This is a genomic window from Aureimonas sp. AU4 (assembly GCF_001463765.1).
Taxonomy (GTDB): domain Bacteria; phylum Pseudomonadota; class Alphaproteobacteria; order Rhizobiales; family Rhizobiaceae; genus Aureimonas.
Genome location: NZ_BBWK01000032.1, coordinates 1 through 18976, shown reverse-complemented (window position 1 = coordinate 18976; position 18976 = coordinate 1). Strand labels below are relative to the sequence as shown.

Below are 18976 nucleotides of genomic sequence, written 5' to 3'. Positions count from 1 at the left end.
GGGCGCACGCCATAAGCGCCCGCCGACGCCCGTCCAACCGGCGTCATCCCGGAGCCGATCCATGACAGACAGCTTTCCGCCGCTGGTATTCTCGGGCGTCCAGCCCACCGGCAACCTGCACCTTGGCAACTATCTCGGCGCGATCCGGCGCTGGGTCGCGCTGCAGGAGGCCAATCGCTGCCTGTTCTGCGTGGTGGACCTCCATGCCATCACGGTCTGGCAGGAACCCGAGGACCTGGAGCGCTCGATCCGCGAGGTCGCGGCCGCCTTCATCGCGAGCGGCATCGACACGAAGGCCCATGTCCTCTTCAACCAGAGCCGCGTTCCCGAGCACGCGGAACTGGCCTGGATCTTCAACTGCGTGGCGCGCCTCGGCTGGATGGAGCGCATGACGCAGTTCAAGGAGAAGGCCGGCCGCGACCGCGAGCGCGCCTCGCTCGGCCTCTTCGCCTATCCCAGCCTCATGGCCGCCGACATCCTCGCCTACCGCGCGACGCTGGTGCCGGTCGGCGAGGACCAGAAGCAGCATATCGAGCTGACGCGCGACATCGCCGCGAAGTTCAACCACGACTATTCGGCCCGGGTCGAGGCGCTCGGCCTGGGACGCCCGATCAGCATGGGCGAGGAGGTGGTTCAGGGCTACTTCCCGCTCGCCGAGCCTCTCATCGAAGGCCCGGCGACGCGCGTCATGAGCCTCAAGGACGGCGCCAAGAAGATGTCGAAGTCGGACCCGTCCGACCTGTCGCGCATCAACCTCACCGACGACCCCGAGACGATCGCGCGCAAGATCCGCAAGGCCAAGACCGATCCCGACGCGCTGCCGTCCGAGGTCGAGGGCCTGAAGGGCAGGCCGGAGGCCGACAACCTCGTCGGCATCTTCGCCGCGCTCTCCGACCGGCCGAAGGCTGCGGTTCTCGCGGAGTACGGCGGGCGGCCCTTCTCGGAGTTCAAGCCCGCGCTGGCCGACCTGGCGGTCGAGAAGCTCGGGCCGATCGCCGGCGAGATGCGGCGCATCATGGCCGACCCGGCCGAGATCGACCGCACGCTGCGGGACGGCGCTGAGCGGGCCCGCGCGATCGCGAGCGTGACGCTTGCCGACGTGAAGCGGATCGTCGGTCTCCTCAACAACTGAGCGGCTTGCCGCCCCGATCCCTGCCTGCGAAGGTTTGCCGATGGTATCCAAGCGACTCGGAACGGGGCAGGGCGGACGGCGCAAGTTTCTCGCCGTCATCGACGAAACGCCCGAATGCGGCCGGGCGGCGGCCTATGCCGCCCGCCGCGCCAAGGCGAGCGGCGGCGCCGCCGTCCTGCTCTACGTGATCGATCCGGGCGAGTTCGGCCAATGGCTGGGCGTCGAGAAGATCATGCGGGCCGAGGCGACCGAGGAGGCCGAAACGCGGCTCGCCCGCGTCACCGACGAGATCCGCGAGGCCGTGGGCATCGAGCCCGAGACGCTCGTGCGCGAGGGCCGCACCGTCGACGAGATCCGCGACCTCATCGAGGCCGACCGCGAGATCGCGATCCTCGTTCTGGCGGCAAGCGACTCCACGCAGGGCCCCGGTCCCCTCGTCTCGGCAGTCGCCGGATCCGGCTCGGCCTTTCCGATCCCCGTCACCGTCGTTCCCGCGACGCTGACCGACGAGGATATCGAAAGCCTCTGCTGACCACGCGGCGCAAGTAACGCCGCGGGTGCGACATCCTGTGACACGCTATTGGTGTGTCGTGCGCGAGATAATCGTCTTGTTTCTATTGTCGGCTTGTTGAGGATTGCTTGCCTAAGGTGACGGCAACTCCTGTCGCCGGATCCTCCATGCGCATCATCGATTGCCTCGTCATCGAGCACGATCTGACCTTCGTCCTTCTCGCCGCGCTCATGTGCCTCGTGGGAAGCGTCGTGACCGCGAGCCTCTTTCGCCGCTCGCTCCAGACGGAGGGGCTGCGCAGCCACGGCTGGGTGTTTCTCACGGCGGTCTGTTCCGGCTCGGCGATCTGGGTGACCCATTTCATCGCCATGCTGGGCTACCGGGTGCCGGTCGCCGTGACCTTCGACCCGGTCCTGACGCTGGGCTCGATCCTGGTGGCGATCGGGGGAACGGGTGCCGGCTTCGCGATGGGGCGCTCTCGCCAACGGTCGCGCACCGGCATCGTCGTCGGCGGCGGACTTCTCGGCCTCTCGATCGTCGCCATGCATTATGTCGGCATGTTCGCCTACCGCGTCGAAGGCCTGGTGAGTTGGAGCGGGTTCTATATCGGCTTGTCGGTGGTGCTCGCCGTCGTGCCGGCCATCGCCTTCGTCGCGCTCGCGCGGCACTGGCGCCGGGGCGCGTGGGCCCATGCCGCCGCGCTTTGCCTCGTCCTCTCCATCGTCGGCCTGCACTTCACCGGCATGGCGGCGTTCCAGGTGACGCGCATCTCGGGGCTGGCCGACGACGGCACGCACTCGGCCTTCCGCGCCATCGCGCTCGCCGTGCTTCTCGTCGGACTGATCATTGTGGGCACCGGGGTGTCGTCCTTCGTGATCGACGACCGCACGCGCGCCGACTCGAACGAGAAGCTGCGCCAGATGGCCTTCCACGATCCGCTCACGGGGCTCGCAAATCGCCGCGCGCTTCAGGAGCGAATCGTCGAGAAATTCGCGTCGGACCTATCGTTTTCGTTGCTCCTCGTGGACGTCGACCACTTCAAGTCGGTGAACGACACGTTCGGTCATGCAACCGGTGATGGTCTTCTGGTCTCGATCGCCGAGCGCATCCACGACGCCCTTCCCGATGCGATCTGCGTCGCGCGAATCGGCGGCGACGAGCTCGCCGTCCTGATCGAGGGCGAGGGCGCGACGACCGAGGCGGGCTCCAAGGCCCTCGTCGAGGCGATGGCCGAGCCCTTCCTGCTCGGCGACCATGTCGTCGTCTCCAGCGGCTCCATCGGATCGTGCGGGCGTTCCGAGGCGCAGGATCCCGAATCGCTGATGCAGATGGCGGACGTCGCCCTGTACGAGGCCAAGCGCGGCGGGCGGGGGCGTGCCTTCAGCTACAGGCCGGGCATGGCGGAGGCCGCCGCCGAGGCGCGCCGCCTCGAAACCGATCTGCGCCTCGCGCTGGAGACCGGAAACTTCCAGGTCGCCTACCAGCCGATCGTCGCGATCGACGAGGGCCGCACCATCGGCTTCGAGGCCCTCGTGCGCTGGAACGACCCCGAGCGCGGCCTCGTGCCGCCCGACCGCTTCATTCCGCTCGCCGAGGCCAACGGGATGATCGTCGATCTCGGCGCCTTCGTTCTCAGCCGGGCCTGCAAGGACGCCGTGGCCTGGGGAACCGACCAGTTCGTGGCCGTGAACGTCTCGGCCGTGCAGCTGTCTTCACCGCGGCTCATGGCCCATGTCGTGGGCGCGCTCGCGGCCTCCGGCCTGCCCGCGCACCGGCTCGAGATCGAGCTCACCGAGACCGCGATCGTCGCCAACGCCGCGCAGGTCGGCCATGTCCTGTCCGGGCTCCGCACGCTCGGCGTGCGCGTCGCCATGGACGATTTCGGCACCGGCTACTCCTCGCTCGCCCACCTGCGGGACCTTCCGCTCGACCGCATCAAGATAGACCGCTCCTTCGTGTCCTCGGCCTCCAGCGACCCGAACTCGCTGGCGGTGCTGCGCGCCGTCACGCAGCTCGGGCGCGACATCGGCATCGAGACGCTCGGCGAGGGCGTCGAGACGCAGGAGCAGCTCGCGCTCCTGCGCGACCTCGGCTGTCGCGCGGTGCAGGGCTATCTCCTCGGTCGCCCCGCCTTCGAGGCACGCGACGGCGCCTGGACGCGGGAGCGCGGCGCGGCCTGACGGACGCGCCATGCTTGCGGCCCGGCGGCCGGACGCTTATCTCAAGGGCTTCCGAGGCATTGCCGCGAGGCCCGTCGTCCCATGTTCATCCAGACCGAAGTCACCCCGAATCCGCAGACGCTGAAGTTCCTGCCGGGCCGTGTCGTCCTGGAGGAGGGAACCGCCGAGTTCCTCGACATCGACGACGCCTCGCGCCGCTCGCGCCTTGCCGCCAAGCTGATGGCGGTGGACGGCGTCACCGCCGTCTTCTTCGGCTACGACTTCGTCACCGTCACCAAGGACGAGACCGGCTGGCAGCACCTGAAGCCCGCGATCCTCGCCGCGATCATGGAGCATTTCCTGTCGGGCGAGCCGGTGATGATGGCCGGCAGCACGGGCGCCGGCGCGGACGCGGATTCGGGCGAGGAGTTCTTCGACCAGAACGACGAGGCCTTGGTCTCGACGATCAAGGAGCTTCTCGACACGCGCGTGCGTCCCGCCGTCGCGCAGGACGGCGGCGACATCACCTTCCGGGGCTTCCGTGACGGCGTGGTGTTCCTGAACATGCGGGGCTCCTGCGCGGGATGCCCGTCCTCGACCGCCACGCTCAAGCACGGCATCGAGAACCTCCTGCGCCACTTCGTGCCCGAGGTCGAGGCCGTCGAGGCGATGGAGGCCGCCTGACCGGCGCTTGGCTGCCCGCCGGCGGCCTCGTTCTAGCCCTCGACACGGGCAGCGAGCGCTGTTCCGTCGCCCTTCTCGATCCCGAGACACGCGAGGTTCTCGCCCGCGCCGACCCGGTGATCGGGCGAGGTCACGCCGAGCGCCTCATGCCGCTCGTCGAGGAGGTGCTGGCCGAGGCCGGCGCCGGCTGGAACGCGGTCGGCCGGATCGGCGTCGGGATCGGTCCGGGCTCCTTCACGGGCATCCGCGTGGCGCTCGCCGCCGCCCACGGCTTGCGCCTGTCGCTCGGCTGCCCTCTCGTGGGCATCTCGTCGCTGGAGGCTTTGGCCGAGCCGCATCGGGGCACCGCGTCGCCGGTTCTCGCCGTGCAGGACGCCAAGCGCGGCGAGGTCTACGCGGCGCTCTTTGCGCCCGGCGGCGGGATGCTCGCCGGCCCCGAGGCGATAGCGCCGGAGGCGCTGGCGGACTTCGTCCGCCCCGCTTCGGAGTGGCCGCTGGTCCTGGCGGGCTCGGGTGCCGCGATCGCGCAGGACATCCTCGGGGAACGCGAGACCCGAATCGCCTCCAGCGACGGCGCGCCCGACATCGCCGCGGTGGCGCGGCTGGCCGCCATGGCCGTGCCGGGGGGCGAGGTGCGGGCGCTCTACCTGCGCGGCGCCGACGCGCGGCCCTCCGGCGCACCCTCGCTGGTGGTCAGCGCCGCAACCTCGCCTTAAGCTGCCCCGAGCACACTGGCGTGTGGGGGATGCGGCAGGCCGGAGAATCGGCCCTCCCGCCTCAACGGGGGATCGAAATGTACTGGTACTGGCCGCTCAGCTGGACGCTGTCGTTTTGGGAGGGAGTGCTGGGCGCGGAATGGACCGTGGCCCCGCTCGGCCCCGCCGATCTCGACGCCGCCGCCTCGCTGCATGCGGTCGCCTTCCGGCAGAGCTGGTCGGGCGACGAGTTCGCCTCGCTCCTGCTGCAGCCAGGAACGTTCGGCTACACGGTCCGGCGCAACGGCACCGGCCGGCCCCAGGGCATCGTGCTCGCGCGCCAGGCCGCCGACGAGGCGGAGATCCTGACCATCGCCGTGGACCCGGCGGCGCGCGGGCGCGGGCTCGGCCGGCTCCTCATGGACAACGTCCTCCAGCACCTGCACGCCGAGCGCGTCGCCGCCCTGTTCCTCGAGGTCGAGGAAACCAACGCGGCGGCGCTCGCGCTGTATCGTCGGCTGCGCTTCGAGGAGGTGGGCCGCCGGCCCGCCTACTATGCCGGGCCCGACGGAACGCGCACCAGCGCGCTCGTGCTGAAGCGTGGTCTTGGCCGTCTCTGAGACGCGGGCGCCGGGCTGGATCGCCACGGGCCGTCTCGTCCTGACGGTGCTGGGCCTCGTGCTCCTGACGCTGGCGCTGTTGCCGCTGCAACTCGTGGCCATCCGACTGCGCTGGCCGCTCGCCCGGCGCCTGCCGCATGTCTGGCATCTCGTCGCCTCGCGCATCAGCGGCATCCGCGTGCGGGTGCGCGGCGCGCCGGCCACGGGACGCCCGCTTCTTCTGGTCAGCAACCACCAGTCCTGGGCCGACATCGTCGCGCTCGGCGCCGCCATGCCGCTCTCCTTCATCGCCAAGGAGGAGGTGCGGAGCTGGCCGGCCTTCGGCTGGCTCGCGCGCCTCCAGCGCACCGTGTTCGTCGCGCGCGAGCGGCGCGGCGAGACCGGGCGGCAGACCGACACGATCGGCGAGCGGCTGGCATCGGGCGACGTCATGGTGCTGTTTGCGGAAGGCACGACCTCGGACGGCAACGGCGTCCTGCCCTTCCGCACGGCCCTGTTCGGCGCGGCGCAGGCCTCGCTGCGCGCGAGCGGGCGCGCGGAGGTCACGGTCCAGCCCGTCGCGGTGGCCTGGACGCGCATCCATGGCATGCCGATGGGCCTGTTCCACCGCCCGCTCGCCGCCTGGCCGGGCGACGTGCCGCTGGTTCCCCACCTGCCGGATTTCATGCGCGAGGCGGCCTTCGACGCCGAGGTCGTGTTCGGCGAGCCCCTCGGCTTCACGGCCGGCACCGACCGCAAGGCGCTGGCGCGCCTGAGCGAGCGGCGCGTGCGCGAGCTTCTCGTCGGGGCGCTGCGCGATCCGCTGTGAGGGATGCCAATTGCTGGCGGCAAAAAGCCCGCTTGCGCCTTGGGCCGCCCGGATCGATATAAGGGAATGCGAAGGGGCCTTCCGCGCGCCCCGGCTTCGTGCCGGAGGGAAGGTGCCGGGCGCGGATTGCGGGCGCCGCCTCGATGTTTGCCCGCCATGACGGAGCCGGTCCACCCGCCGCCTCCGCGAAGGACGCATGAGCCAAGGTTCCGATCCGCAGACCCGCCCCGCCCGAAAGGTCTTCATCAAGACCTATGGCTGCCAGATGAACGTCTACGACTCCCAGCGCATGGGCGATGCGCTGGGCGCTGAAGGCTACGAGTCGACCGAGCGCGTCGAGGAGGCGGACCTCGTTCTCCTGAACACCTGCCACATCCGCGAGAAGGCGGCCGAGAAGATCTATTCCGAGCTCGGGCGCATCCGCGTCATGAAGGCCGAGCGCGAGGCGGCGGGGCTCGGCTCCCTGCGTGTCGGCATCACCGGCTGCGTCGCGCAGGCGGAAGGGGCCGAGATCATCGCCCGCGCGCCGGTGGTCGATCTCGTGATCGGCCCGCAGACCTACCATCGCCTGCCGGCGGCGCTGCGGCGCGTCGACGGTGGAGAGCGCGTGGTCGATACCGACTATGCGGTCGACAGCAAGTTCGACCACCTGCCGAAGTCCAACGACCGGCAGATCCGCTCGCGCGGCGTCTCCGCCTTCCTGACCGTGCAGGAGGGCTGCGACAAGTTCTGCACCTTCTGCGTCGTGCCCTATACGCGCGGCTCCGAGGTCTCGCGCCCGCGAGCCGCCATCCTGAAGGAGGCGCGCGAACTCGCCGAGGCGGGCGTTCGCGAGGTGACGCTGCTCGGGCAGAACGTCAACGCGTGGGGACCGGGCGAGGGCGGTCTCGCCTCGCTGCTTCATGACCTTGCCGCGATCCCGGGACTGGCGCGCCTGCGCTACACGACCTCGCACCCGCTCGACATGGACGAGGCGCTGATCCGCGCCCATGGCGAGCTGCGCCAGCTCATGCCCTATCTGCACCTGCCCGTGCAGTCGGGCTCCGATCGCATTCTGAAGGCGATGAACCGGCGCCATACGGCGGCAGACTATCTCGCCATCCTGGACCGCATCCGTGCCGTTCGCCCCGACATCGCCTTGTCCGGCGACTTCATCGTGGGCTTTCCCGGCGAGAGCGACGAGGACTTCGAGGCGACGCTCGCGCTCGTGCGCGAGGTCGGCTACGCCGCGGCCTACACGTTCAAGTACTCGCCGCGGCCCGGAACGCCGGGCGCCGCGATGGACGGCCACGTCCCGGAGGATGTGAAGACCGAGCGCCTCGACCGGCTGCAGGCCTTGATCCGCGAGCAGCAGATCGCCTTCCAGGAGAGCTTCGTCGGGCGGACTTGCGAGGTGCTGATCGAGAAGCCCGGGCGGCACCCCGGTCAGATGATCGGCCGCTCGCCCTTCCTTCTTCCGGTCGTCGTGCCCGCCACGGCCGGCGCTGTCGGCGACATCGTCGAGGTCACGATCTCCGAGACCCGTCCCAACTCCCTCATGGCCGCGGGCGCCGAGCCGCCCGCCATGCCGGCGACCGCTCACCGGGCGGCGTCCACCCCACCGCTCGCAAGGAAGATCGCATGAAGGCAGTGCGCGGCATGCCAGGCCAGGGCGCGTCCGACATGGCCCACGTCGTGCTCACCTTCGACGACAACCGTCTGGCGGGGGCCCTGTTCGGCCAGTTCGACGAGCACCTCGCCCTGATCGAGCAGAAGCTCCATGTCGATGCGCGCGCGCGCGGCAACAAGGTCGAGCTGCGGGGCGACCCGACGAGCTGCGACCAGGCCCGGCGCGCGCTCGACACGCTCTACGCCCGGCTCCAGTCCGGCCACGAGATCGCCCGCTCCGACGTGGAAGGGGCGGTGCGCATGGCCGCGACCCCGGAGGACCAGCTGACGCTCCCCACCATGGAGCGGAAAGGGCGCATGTCGCTCGCGCAGATCTCGACGCGCAAGCGCACGATCCATGCCCGCACGCCCACCCAGGACGCCTACATGCGCGCCATGGAGCGGGCCGAGCTCGTCTTCGGCGTCGGACCGGCGGGCACCGGCAAGACCTACCTCGCCGTCGCCTACGCCGCGCAGCTCCTGGAGCGGGGGCAGGTCGAGCGCATCATCCTGTCGCGTCCCGCCGTCGAGGCCGGCGAGCGGCTGGGCTTCCTGCCGGGCGACATGAAGGAGAAGGTCGACCCCTACCTTCGTCCCCTCTACGACGCGCTCTACGACATGATGCCGGCCGAGAAGGTCGAGCGCGCCATCGCGGCGCAGGCGATCGAGATCGCGCCCCTCGCCTTCATGCGCGGGCGCACGCTCACCAACGCGGCGGTGATCCTGGACGAGGCCCAGAACACCACCACCATGCAGATGAAGATGTTCCTGACGCGCCTGGGCGAGAACGCGCGCATGATCGTGACGGGCGACCCCTCGCAGATCGACCTTCCGGCGGGACAGAAGTCCGGTCTCGTCGAGGCGCTGCGCGTTCTGGAGGGCGTCGAGAACATCGTGTCGGTGCGCTTCGCCGCCGTCGACGTCGTGCGCCACCACCTCGTCCAGGCGATCGTCGAGGCCTACGAGGCCGACGCCTCGGACCAGCGCGTGTCCGCGCCGCTCGGCCGCAACCCGCGCTCGGCCTGATGGGCGCGGCGGCCCCTGCCGAAGCGGCGCCGAACGGCGTCGACATCGTTCTCGACGGGGCGGACGATCCCGCCTGGCGCGCGCTTCTCTCACCGGCCGATCCCGAGACCTGCGTGCGCGAGGCGATTCTCGCGGCGCTCGCCGGGGCGGGCCATGCAGCGGCGCGGACCGAGGTGTCGGTGACGCTTGCCGAGGATGCGGCCGTGCGCGAGCTCAACCGCGAGTGGCGCGGCAAGGACAAGCCGACCAACATCCTGAGCTTCCCGATGGTGCAACTCGCCCCGGGCGACAGCCTGGGGCCGCTCCTTGGCGACCTCGTGCTCGCGCGCGAGACGCTGGAGCGCGAGGCCACCGTCGAACGCAAGACCGCGCTCGACCACTTCCGTCATCTTCTCGTTCACGGCACGCTGCATCTTGCGGGCTTCGACCACGAAACCGACGAGGAGGCGGAACGCATGGAGGCTCTCGAGATCGAGATCCTTCGGGGGCTCGGAATATCCGACCCCTATGCCGAGACAGTTGAATAACGGATCGATCGACGGAACATGAACGTCATGACCATCAACGACGGACACGAGGGGGCAGGGAGCGCCGACCGCTCGCCCCCGGAAACGGAAGGCCGAAGTCGTCGCGCGCGGGCGCCCGAGCCCGGCTTCTTCGACTCCCTTGTCGCCTTTCTTCGCCCGCGCGTGCCCCCCTCGCTCCGCGAGGAGTTCGTGGAGGCGCTGCGCGAGGGTGAGGCGGGCGAGACCGGCTTCACGGCCGGCGAGCGCCTCATGCTCACCAACATCCTCGAACTTCACGACGTGCGGGTGGAGGATCTCATGGTGCCGCGCACCGAGATCCAGGGCATCCCGGTCAGCGCCACGCTCGCCGAGACCATGGCGCGCTTCGAGGAGACGGGCCATTCGCGCATGCCGGTCTATGGCGAGGGCGGCCTCGACGACCTGCTCGGCATGATCCACATCCGCGACATGGTCGGGCATATCACCCGCGCCGCGCTCTGCTTCCACCGCGAGGGCGCGGGCGAGGACGCGCCGGTGCGCTCGGGCTTCGACCTGTCGCGCGTCGATCTCGAGCCGACGCTGAAGGACCTTGGCCTCATGCGCCAGGTCCTCTTCGTGCCTCCCTCCATGCACGCGGCCGAACTCATGGCGCGCATGCAGGCGAGCCACATCCAGATGGCCCTCGTGATCGACGAGTACGGCGGGACGGACGGTCTCGTCTCGCTCGAGGACATCCTCGAGATGGTCGTCGGCGACATCGAGGACGAGCACGACGACGAGGAGATCCTCGTCACCGACGCGGGCGACGACGTGTATTACGCCGACGCGCGGGCCGATCTCGACGAGGTGCGCGAGGTCCTGGGCGACGACTTCGATCCCAGCGCCCACGAGGACGACGCCGACACGATCGGCGGCCTCGTCGTCAACGCGCTGGGCCGCGTGCCGGCCGAGGGCGAGGTCGCCGAGGCGGTGCCCGGCTTCCAGATCGAGGTTCTGGAGGCCGACCGGCGCCGCGTGAAGCGCGTGCGTCTCGTGCGCGTTCGCGAAGCCCCCGCCGTCCACGCCCCGGACTGAACCGCTTCGCCGGGCCGGGGCAAGCTGCGCGCGCTATCGCCCTCAAGCGGCCGCCCGGGGGAGGGCGGCCGGCGGGGTGACCTCGGACTTCGGAGAATGCGTTGGAACGGCTGGCCGGACGGATCATGCTCCTGTCGGGATGGCGCCGGGCGCTGCTCGCGTTTCTAGCCGGTCTCGTCGCCACGCTGGCGCTGGCGCCCTTCAACATCCCCGCCGTCGGCTTCCTGAGCTTTCCCGTTCTCGTCTGGCTGATCGACGGCGCGAGCGGCGAGCCGGGGCGCTCGGCGCTTCGCCGCGCCTTTCCGGCCTTCCGCATCGGCTGGTGCTTCGGCTTCGGCTATTTCGTGGGCGGCCTCTGGTGGCTTGGCTCCGCGCTGCTGGTCGACGGGCCGGAATTCGCGTGGGCGCTGCCCTTCGCCGTTCTGGGCCTGCCGGCGATCCTTGCGATCTATCACGGGCTCGGCTGCATGCTGGCGCGCCTCGCATGGAGCGGCGGACCCTGGCGCCTCTTGGCGCTCGCCGCCGGCCTCTCCGGGGCCGAGTTCGCGCGCGGCATGCTCTTCACCGGCTTTTCCTGGAACGAGATCGGCGTCATGGCCGTGCCGGTTCCGCTTCTGATGCAGGTCCTGACGCTGTTCGGGCTGCACGCGATGACGCTTCTTGCCGTCTTCGTCTTCTCGCTGCCCGCGATCGTCGTCGGCCGTCGGGGCGGGCGCAGCGCGGCGGTGGCGCTCGGGCTCGCGCTCGTGGCCGCGCAACTCGCCTTTGGCGCCTGGCGTCTGGCCGCGCCGCCCGCACCCCCCGTAGAGGGCGTCGCCCTGCGCATCGTGCAGCCCAACGTCCTTCAGGGCCAGAAGTGGGACCCGGCCGAGGCCGAGCGCATCTTCTCGCGCCTTCTGGAACTGACCGACGCGCCCGCCGCCGACAGCACGCCGGCCGCGCCGCGCCGCCTCGTGATCTGGCCGGAGTCCTCCTTTCCCTTCATCCTGACCGACCGTCCCGATGCGGTCGGCGCGCTGGCGCAGACGCTGCGCCCCGGCGACACGCTTCTGGCCGGCGCGACGCGGGTTGAGGAGGGGACTGGCGAGCCGCCGCGCTTCTACAACTCGATCTACGCGATCGGTGAGGACGGCGTGGTGGAGGACGCCGCCGACAAGATCCATCTCGTGCCCTTCGGCGAGTACCTGCCCTTCCAGGCGCTTCTGGAGAGCTGGGGCGTCTCGCAGGTCACCAAGCTGCCGGGCGGCTTCTCGGCCGGGGCGCGGCGGCGGATCGTGGAGCTCGAGGGCGTGCCCGGCTTCCTGCCGGTGATCTGCTACGAGGCAATCTTCCAGGACGAGCTCGTGCCCTTTCCCGAGGGTGAGCGTCCGGGCTTCATCCTGAACGTGACCAACGACGCCTGGTACGGCCTGACCCCCGGTCCCTACCAGCACCAGCGGCAGGCCGTGCTGACGGCCGTCTCGCTGGGCCTGCCGCTGGTGCGCGCCGCCAACACCGGCATCTCCGTCGTCACCGACGCCGAGGGACGGCCCCAGGCGGGCCTCGCGCTCGGCGAGGGCGGCACGGTGGATGCAGCGCTTCCGGGAGCCGGGCGGGAAACCGTCTTCGCGCAGCTGCGCAACATTCCCTTCGGCATCCTGTGGGGGCTCGCCGCCGCGACGGCCCTCCTTGCGGCCCGGCGTCGCTCGCGCGAAGGCGCCTGACGCCCCGGCGCGATAGCTCGTCCGGCGCGGCTTCCTCGGCAAAGCGATTGACGGGGGGCGGGACCTTGCATACCCCAATCGTCTATAAAATGTAGGCTATACGACATTCCGCGGGGGCGATGATTCGCGGGGTGGGTCTGCGTTGCGAGCGGCTTCGGCCGGAGGGGCACCGAAGGGGTCGATGGTCGTCAACAAGAAACAGCCCAACCCGATCGATGTGCATGTCGGCGCGAGAGTGCGCCTGCGCCGAACCATGACCGGCATGAGCCAGGAGAAGCTCGGCGAGCATCTCGGCATCACCTTCCAGCAGATCCAGAAATACGAGAAGGGGACGAACCGCATCGGGGCGAGCCGGCTCCAGAAGATCGCCGAGGTGCTGAACGCCTCGGTGTCCTACTTCTTCGAGGGCGCGCCGGGCGAGGAGGATAAGGCGGTCGGGCTGCGCGAGCCGAATGCGGACTATATCGTCGACATGCTCTCCACGAGCGAGGGCATGCAACTCACCCGTGCCTTCTCGCGGATCAGGAACCCCAAGATCCGCCGTCGCCTTCTCGACCTCATCCGCTCGCTCGCCGACGCCGACGGGGACGACGATACGGCCGCGACCCCCTGACCGGCCGCGCCGAGTTTTTCCTTGCGCGGTGGCGCAACCTCTCCTAACCCCATGAGCCGCAGGTTTCGGGGTGTCCGCGCCGCGCGTCGCTCCCTTGACGTGTGAGCCAGGGACTTCCCATGTCCGGCCCACAGGGGACCACACCACCACAATGGCACGCAGCGACTACCTCTTCACCTCCGAGAGCGTTTCCGAGGGACATCCCGATAAGGTCTGCGACCGCATCTCCGACGAGATCGTGGATCTGCTCTACAAGGAAGCCAAGAAAAGCGGCATGGACGCCTCGCGCGTGCGCGTCGCCTGCGAGACGCTGGCGACCACGAACCGCATCGTGATCGCGGGCGAGATCCGCTGCTCGATCGATCCGGCCAAGATGAAGTCCAAGGTCAAGTCCGCCGCGCGGCGCGCCGTGCGCGCGATCGGCTACGAGCAGGACGGCTTCCACTGGCGCACGGCCAAGATCGACGTTCTCCTGCACGACCAGTCGGCCGACATCGCGCAAGGCGTCGATTCCAGCGGCAACAAGGACGAGGGCGCCGGCGACCAGGGCATCATGTTCGGCTACGCCTGCCGCGAGACGCCCGAGCTGATGCCCGCCCCGATCTTCTACGCCCACAAGATCCTGGAGCGCCTTTCGGCGGCCCGGCGCGGCGGCGAGGGGGAGGCCGGCAAGCTGGGGCCGGACGCGAAAAGCCAGGTCACCGTGCGCTATCGCGACGGCAAGCCGGCCGAGATCGCCTCGATCGTCCTGTCCACGCAGCACTTCGACGAGACGCTCTCCTCCCAGGACGTGCGGCGCATCGTCGAGCCCTTCATCCGCGAGGCCGTGGGCGAATTGCCGATCGCGGCCGACTGCGTCTGGCACGTCAACCCGACCGGCAAGTTCGTGATCGGCGGGCCGGACGGCGACGCCGGCCTGACGGGCCGCAAGATCATCGTCGACACCTATGGCGGCGCGGCGCCCCACGGCGGCGGTGCCTTTTCCGGCAAGGACCCGACCAAGGTCGACCGTTCGGCCGCCTATGCGGCGCGCTACCTCGCCAAGAACGTGGTCGCCGCCAAGCTCGCCGACCGTTGCACGATCCAGCTCTCCTACGCCATCGGCGTCGCCGAGCCGCTGTCGGTCTATGTCGACCTGCACGGCACGGGCACGGTCGAGGAGGCCAAGCTCGAGAAGGCGCTGCGCGAGGTCGTGAACCTCACGCCCCGCGGCATTCGCGAGCACCTGCAGCTGACGCGCCCGATCTACGCGCGCACCTCGGCCTACGGCCATTTCGGCCGCAAGCCTGGCCGCGACGGCTCCTTCTCCTGGGAGCGCACCGACCTCGGACCGAAGCTGAAGGCTGCCCTTGGCGCCTGAACGCACGCAGCATCCGGACCGGGTCCGCACGCGCGAGAACTTCTTCGGACGCTCTCGCGGCAAGACCCTGCGCCCGCTTCAGGCCGATCTCCTGGCCGAGCGGATGCCGGCGCTCGGGCTCGATCCGAAGGTGTCGCCGCCGGCCGACCTTCGCGCGCTCTTTGCCGCGCCGGTCGCTCGCGTGCGTCTGGAGATCGGCTTCGGGGGCGGCGAGCACCTGCATCTGGAATCGGGACGCCACCCGGACAGCGGCTTCATCGGGGTCGAGCCCTTCCGCAACTCCATGGCCAAGATGCTGGTGGCGCTGGAAGCGGAGCCCCGGCCGAACCTTCGCCTCTACGACGACGACGCCACGCTTCTTCTCGACTGGTTGCCGGACCGCTCGCTGGACGGGGTGGACCTCTTCTACCCGGACCCCTGGCCCAAGCGGAAGCACTGGAAGCGGCGCTTCGTGAACGAGCGCACGCTCCGGCGGCTCGCCCGCGTCATGAAGCCGGGCGCGCCGTTCCGCTTCGCCTCCGATATCGAGACCTACGTGGACTGGACGCTCACGCATCTGCGCGACCATCCGGACTTCACCTGGGAGGCGCGGGGCAAGGCCGACTGGCTGACGCCCTACGAGGGCTGGCCCGGCACGCGCTACGAGCAGAAGGCGCATCGCGAGGGGCGAAAGGGCGCCTATCTCACCTTCCGCCGCCTCTGACCCGTGGCGGCGCGCCTTGCCAAGCGGGGAGCGGGGGCGTATATGACACGCAACTTCTTTGCGATGCGATCGTGAGAGTGGGTCCTGCCGGTCCCGCTCTTTTTCTTTAAGGGGCCTCCGTTTTCGAGCCCCGCGGTCGCATCGGCCCGAGCCCGCGCCGCTATTCGCCGGGCTCCTGATACCCGGGAGACGCCGTGACCGAAACCGCCGCGCAAGCCATTCCAGCCGAAACCGCGCCCGAGAAGCGCCTCATCGTGGAGCAGGGGCTCGAGGCGCGCGTCGCCGCCGTCGTTGAGCCCGTGATCGAGCAGCTCGGCTACCGGCTCGTGCGGGTGCGCGTTTCGGCGATGAACGGCACGACGCTGCAGATCATGGCCGAGCGGCCCGACGGCACGATGACCGTCGAGGACTGCGAGACCATCTCGCGCGGGCTTTCGCCGGTACTCGACGTCGACGATCCGATGGATCGCGCCTACCACCTCGAGGTCTCCTCGCCCGGCATCGACCGCCCGCTCGTGCGGCGCGGCGACTTCTCGGCCTGGGCGGGACATCTCCTGAAGCTCGAGACCAATCGTCTCCTGTCGGGGCGCAAGCGCTTTCGCGGGCGTGTCACCGCCGTGGAGGGTGACGCGATCCGTCTGGCTCGCGACGGCGTCGCAGCCGACGAGGAGGCCGTCGTGGAGATCCCGCTCGACGCGGTCGCCGAGGCGCGGCTGATCCTGACGGACGAGCTGATTCAGGCCTCGCTCAAGGCCGACAAGCTGGCGCGCCGCGCCCGCGGCCAGGCGGTCGAGGACGACGCGGCAGAGGACGCGGACGCGTCCCACTGATCTTTCCGGCGGACCGCCCGGTCCGCCCCGACGCCCTTCCTGAGGGCGCATCCATCTGAACGAGCCGACCGGTGGAGCCGGCGGCGGCGAGGAGACCGAACCCATGGCAGTCAGTGCGAACCGGCTGGAGCTTCTGCAGATTGCGGACGCGGTGGCGCGCGAGAAGTCGATCGACCGCGAGATCGTGATCGAGGCCATGGCGGACGCCATCCAGAAGGCCGCCCGCTCGCGCTACGGCCAGGAGACCAACATCCGGGTCGACATCAACCAGAAGACCGGCGAGATGCGCCTGCAGCGTCTTCTCGAGGTCGTCGAGGAGGTCGAGGACCCGAACACGCAGATCTACCTCGAGCTCGCGCGCGACAAGAACCCGGACGCCGAGCCGGGCGACTTCATCGCCGAGCAGCTGCCGCCCATGGAGTTCGGCCGCATCGCCGCCCAGTCGGCCAAGCAGGTCATCGTGCAGAAGGTGCGCGAGGCCGAGCGCGACAAGCAGTACGAGGAGTTCATCGGCCGGGTGAACGAGATCGTCAACGGCACGGTGAAGCGTGTCGAGTACGGCAACGTGATCGTGGATCTCGGCAAGGGCGAGGGCATCATCCGGCGCGACGAGCAGATCCCGCGCGAGCTCTTCCGCTACGGCGACCGCGTTCGCGCCTTCGTCTACGACGTGCGCCGCGAGCAGCGCGGGCCGCAGATCTTCCTGTCGCGCACCCATCCGCAGTTCATGGCGAAGCTCTTCACCATGGAAGTGCCAGAGATCTACGACGGCATCATCGAGATCAAGGCGGTCGCGCGCGATCCGGGCTCGCGCGCCAAGATCGCCGTCGTGAGCCGCGACTCGTCGGTGGATCCGGTGGGTGCCTGCGTCGGCATGCGCGGCTCGCGCGTCCAGGCCGTCGTCGGCGAGCTCCAGGGCGAAAAGATCGACATCATTCCCTGGTCGCCGGATGCGGCATCCTTCCTCGTCAACGCTCTGCAGCCGGCGGAAGTCGCCAAGGTCGTGCTCGACGAGGACGCCGAGCGCATTGAAGTCGTGGTCCCGGATGACCAGTTGAGTCTGGCGATCGGACGACGCGGCCAGAACGTGCGCCTCGCCTCGCAGCTGACGGGCTGGGACATCGACATCCTCACCGAGGAGGAGGAGTCGCAGCGCCGCCAGAAGGAGTTCAGCGAGCGTTCGGACCTCTTCATGAACGCGCTGAACGTCGACGAGATGGTCGGCCAGCTCCTCGCCTCAGAAGGCTTCGCGAGCGTCGAGGAGGTCGCCTATGTCGATGCCTCCGAAGTCGCCTCGATCGAGGGCTTCGACGAGGACACGGCGGGCGAGATCCAGAACCGCGCGCGCGAGTATCTCGACCGGCGCGAGACGGAGTTCGACGACAAGCGTCGCGAGCTGGGCGTCGCCGACGAGCTGCGCACGATCGAGGGCCTGACGACGCCCATGCTGGTCGCGCTCGGCGAGGACGGCATCAAGACGGTCGAGGATTTCGCGGGCTGCGCGGCCGACGATCTCGTCGGCTGGACCGAGCGCAAGGACGGCGAGGTCAAGCGTTACCCCGGCGCCCTGTCGAGCTTCGAGGTGAGCCGCCAGGATGCGGAGAGCATGATCATGCAGGCGCGCGTGGCGGCCGGCTGGGTCGAGGCGCAGGATCTCGAGGCCGAGGGCGAGGCGTCGGAAGAAGACGAGGCCGCGGCCTGAGCGCGGCGCCGGACGAGGACGACGGCCTGGACGAGGCGGCGATGAACGGTCGCATGTGCATCGTCTCGCGCCGGTCGTTGGAGCCCGACGCGCTGGTGCGCTTCGTGCTCGGACCCGATCGTCAGGCGGTCCCCGACCTGAAGCGCAAGCTTCCCGGCCGGGGCGCCCATGTCGAGGGGCGGCGCGGCGTGGTGGAGGAGGCGGTGCGCCGCCGCCTGCTGCAGCGGGCGCTGCGCTCCGACCTGACGGGAACGGAGCGCCTGGCCGACGAGTTGGACGCGCTTCTGGTGCGCTCGGCGGTCGGCGCCCTCGCCATGGCCCGCAAGGCGGGGCAGGTGGTGACGGGCTCGGCCAAGGTCGAGGCCGCGCTGCGGACGGGAGGGGCAAGCGGCCTCCTCCATGCCCGCGAGGCGGCCGAGGACGGCATACGAAAACTCGGCCAGGCGCGCCACGCGGCGATGCTGGCCGGGCAGGGAGGCGAGGTTCCGATCTATCGCCTTCTGGGGACGGACGAATTGGGCTTGGCCTTGGGCGACGGGAATGTGGTACACGCGGCCATCCTGACCGGAAGCGCGGGTTCGGCCCTGCTCAAGCGCCTCGAGGCGCTGCAGACCTACCGGGGCGAAAGCCCCGGATCGAACGATGCGAACGACCAACGGGACCTTCACGAGGCGGCCCCATGAGACTGCGATCGAAACGAGAGCGTTGCGAAATGCTCTAGACACAGATAGTGGCGCGAAACAGGAACGGGTGTTCCCTCGCGCGAGCGAAGCGGAAGCGGTAATGAGCGATACGAAATCCGGCGACGACAAGACGCTGAGCGTGACCCCGAAGAAGACCTTGAGTCTGAAGCCGGGTGGTGCGCAGACGCAGTCCACGGTGCGCCAGAACTTCTCGCACGGGCGGACGAAGAACGTCGTCGTCGAGACCAAGAAGCGCAAGTTCTCCCTGCCCGGCGAGGGCGCCAAGGAGCCTGCGCCGACCCCGGCCGCGCCAGCGGCCGCCGCGCCTCGTCCCACGCTGACGCCCGCCCAGCAGGCTGCCCTGCAGCGCGCTGCCGAGAACCCGCAGGCGCCCCCGCCGGCGGACCGTATCCCCGAGCGCGCCGAAGCTGCTGCGACGCCGGCCGCCGAGGCGCCCGCCGTGTCCGCACCCGAGGCGAAGGCGCCGGCCGAGCCTGCGCCCGCCCCGGTTGTCGAGGCC

19 protein-coding genes are annotated in these 18976 nt (G+C 70.0%); all 19 read left to right on the top strand.

What is annotated here, in order from left to right:
* Positions 1–1132 (top strand): tryptophan--tRNA ligase (gene trpS / locus AUL35_RS10800; RefSeq protein ID WP_374754492.1); only part of this gene is annotated, 1132 nt, incomplete at its 5' end.
* A gap of 40 nt (positions 1133–1172) precedes the next feature.
* Positions 1173–1664, top strand: coding sequence for a universal stress protein (locus AUL35_RS10795; protein ID WP_062014660.1), 492 nt, complete (start codon positions 1173–1175; stop codon positions 1662–1664).
* 146 nt (positions 1665–1810) lie between these two features.
* On the top strand, positions 1811–3823 hold the full coding sequence (locus AUL35_RS10790; protein WP_062014658.1) for a bifunctional diguanylate cyclase/phosphodiesterase: 2013 nt from the start codon (positions 1811–1813) through the stop codon (positions 3821–3823).
* 81 nt (positions 3824–3904) lie between these two features.
* Positions 3905–4486 (top strand): NifU family protein, encoded by a 582-nt coding sequence (locus AUL35_RS10785; RefSeq protein WP_062014656.1) that lies wholly within the window; start codon positions 3905–3907, stop codon positions 4484–4486.
* Entirely contained in the window at positions 4387–5202 is an 816-nt protein-coding gene (gene tsaB, locus AUL35_RS10780) for a tRNA (adenosine(37)-N6)-threonylcarbamoyltransferase complex dimerization subunit type 1 TsaB (protein WP_082666259.1), read from the top strand. Before AUL35_RS10785 ends, tsaB begins: the two co-directional genes overlap by 100 nt.
* Before the next feature lie 77 nt (positions 5203–5279).
* On the top strand, positions 5280–5801 hold the full coding sequence (locus AUL35_RS10775; RefSeq protein WP_062014652.1) for a GNAT family N-acetyltransferase: 522 nt from the start codon (positions 5280–5282) through the stop codon (positions 5799–5801).
* A complete protein-coding gene (locus AUL35_RS10770) occupies positions 5788–6609 on the top strand; it encodes a lysophospholipid acyltransferase family protein (protein ID WP_374754491.1) in 822 nt (273 codons plus the stop codon). The genes AUL35_RS10775 and AUL35_RS10770 overlap by 14 nt, the downstream gene beginning before the upstream one ends.
* Before the next feature lie 196 nt (positions 6610–6805).
* On the top strand, positions 6806–8233 hold the full coding sequence (gene miaB / locus AUL35_RS10765; RefSeq protein ID WP_062014650.1) for a tRNA (N6-isopentenyl adenosine(37)-C2)-methylthiotransferase MiaB: 1428 nt from the start codon (positions 6806–6808) through the stop codon (positions 8231–8233).
* Positions 8230–9282 carry a PhoH family protein gene (locus tag AUL35_RS10760; RefSeq protein ID WP_062014648.1) on the top strand — a complete coding sequence of 351 codons (1053 nt, stop codon included), beginning with the start codon at positions 8230–8232 and terminating at the stop codon, positions 9280–9282. The genes miaB and AUL35_RS10760 overlap by 4 nt, the downstream gene beginning before the upstream one ends.
* The gene (gene ybeY / locus AUL35_RS10755) at positions 9282–9809 is read left to right on the top strand and encodes an rRNA maturation RNase YbeY (RefSeq protein WP_062014646.1); all 528 of its coding nucleotides are present in this window, start codon (positions 9282–9284) and stop codon (positions 9807–9809) included. Before AUL35_RS10760 ends, ybeY begins: the two co-directional genes overlap by 1 nt.
* Positions 9810–9836: 27 nt before the next feature.
* Positions 9837–10862, top strand: a complete 1026-nt coding sequence (locus tag AUL35_RS10750; protein WP_062014667.1) for a hemolysin family protein — start codon at positions 9837–9839, stop codon at positions 10860–10862.
* 125 nt (positions 10863–10987) lie between these two features.
* On the top strand, positions 10988–12565 hold the full coding sequence (gene lnt, locus AUL35_RS10745; RefSeq protein ID WP_062014666.1) for an apolipoprotein N-acyltransferase: 1578 nt from the start codon (positions 10988–10990) through the stop codon (positions 12563–12565).
* Between the two features lie 181 nt (positions 12566–12746).
* A complete protein-coding gene (locus AUL35_RS10740; RefSeq protein ID WP_062014644.1) occupies positions 12747–13178 on the top strand; it encodes a helix-turn-helix domain-containing protein in 432 nt (143 codons plus the stop codon).
* Positions 13179–13329: 151 nt separating this feature from the next.
* Positions 13330–14538, top strand: coding sequence for a methionine adenosyltransferase (metK, locus tag AUL35_RS10735; RefSeq protein WP_062014642.1), 1209 nt, complete (start codon positions 13330–13332; stop codon positions 14536–14538).
* Complete coding sequence (locus AUL35_RS10730) at positions 14528–15241, top strand: tRNA (guanosine(46)-N(7))-methyltransferase TrmB (RefSeq protein ID WP_062014640.1); 714 nt, start codon at positions 14528–14530, stop codon at positions 15239–15241. The genes metK and AUL35_RS10730 overlap by 11 nt, the downstream gene beginning before the upstream one ends.
* Before the next feature lie 194 nt (positions 15242–15435).
* Complete coding sequence (rimP, locus tag AUL35_RS10725) at positions 15436–16071, top strand: ribosome maturation factor RimP (protein ID WP_244493739.1); 636 nt, start codon at positions 15436–15438, stop codon at positions 16069–16071.
* A gap of 103 nt (positions 16072–16174) precedes the next feature.
* Positions 16175–17773 carry a transcription termination factor NusA gene (nusA, locus tag AUL35_RS10720; RefSeq protein WP_062014638.1) on the top strand — a complete coding sequence of 533 codons (1599 nt, stop codon included), beginning with the start codon at positions 16175–16177 and terminating at the stop codon, positions 17771–17773.
* Positions 17770–18456 (top strand): RNA-binding protein, encoded by a 687-nt coding sequence (locus tag AUL35_RS10715; RefSeq protein WP_280137333.1) that lies wholly within the window; start codon positions 17770–17772, stop codon positions 18454–18456. The genes nusA and AUL35_RS10715 overlap by 4 nt, the downstream gene beginning before the upstream one ends.
* 100 nt (positions 18457–18556) lie before the next feature.
* A partial coding sequence (locus AUL35_RS22925) for a translation initiation factor IF-2 associated domain-containing protein (protein ID WP_244493737.1) occupies positions 18557–18976 on the top strand: 420 nt, incomplete at its 3' end.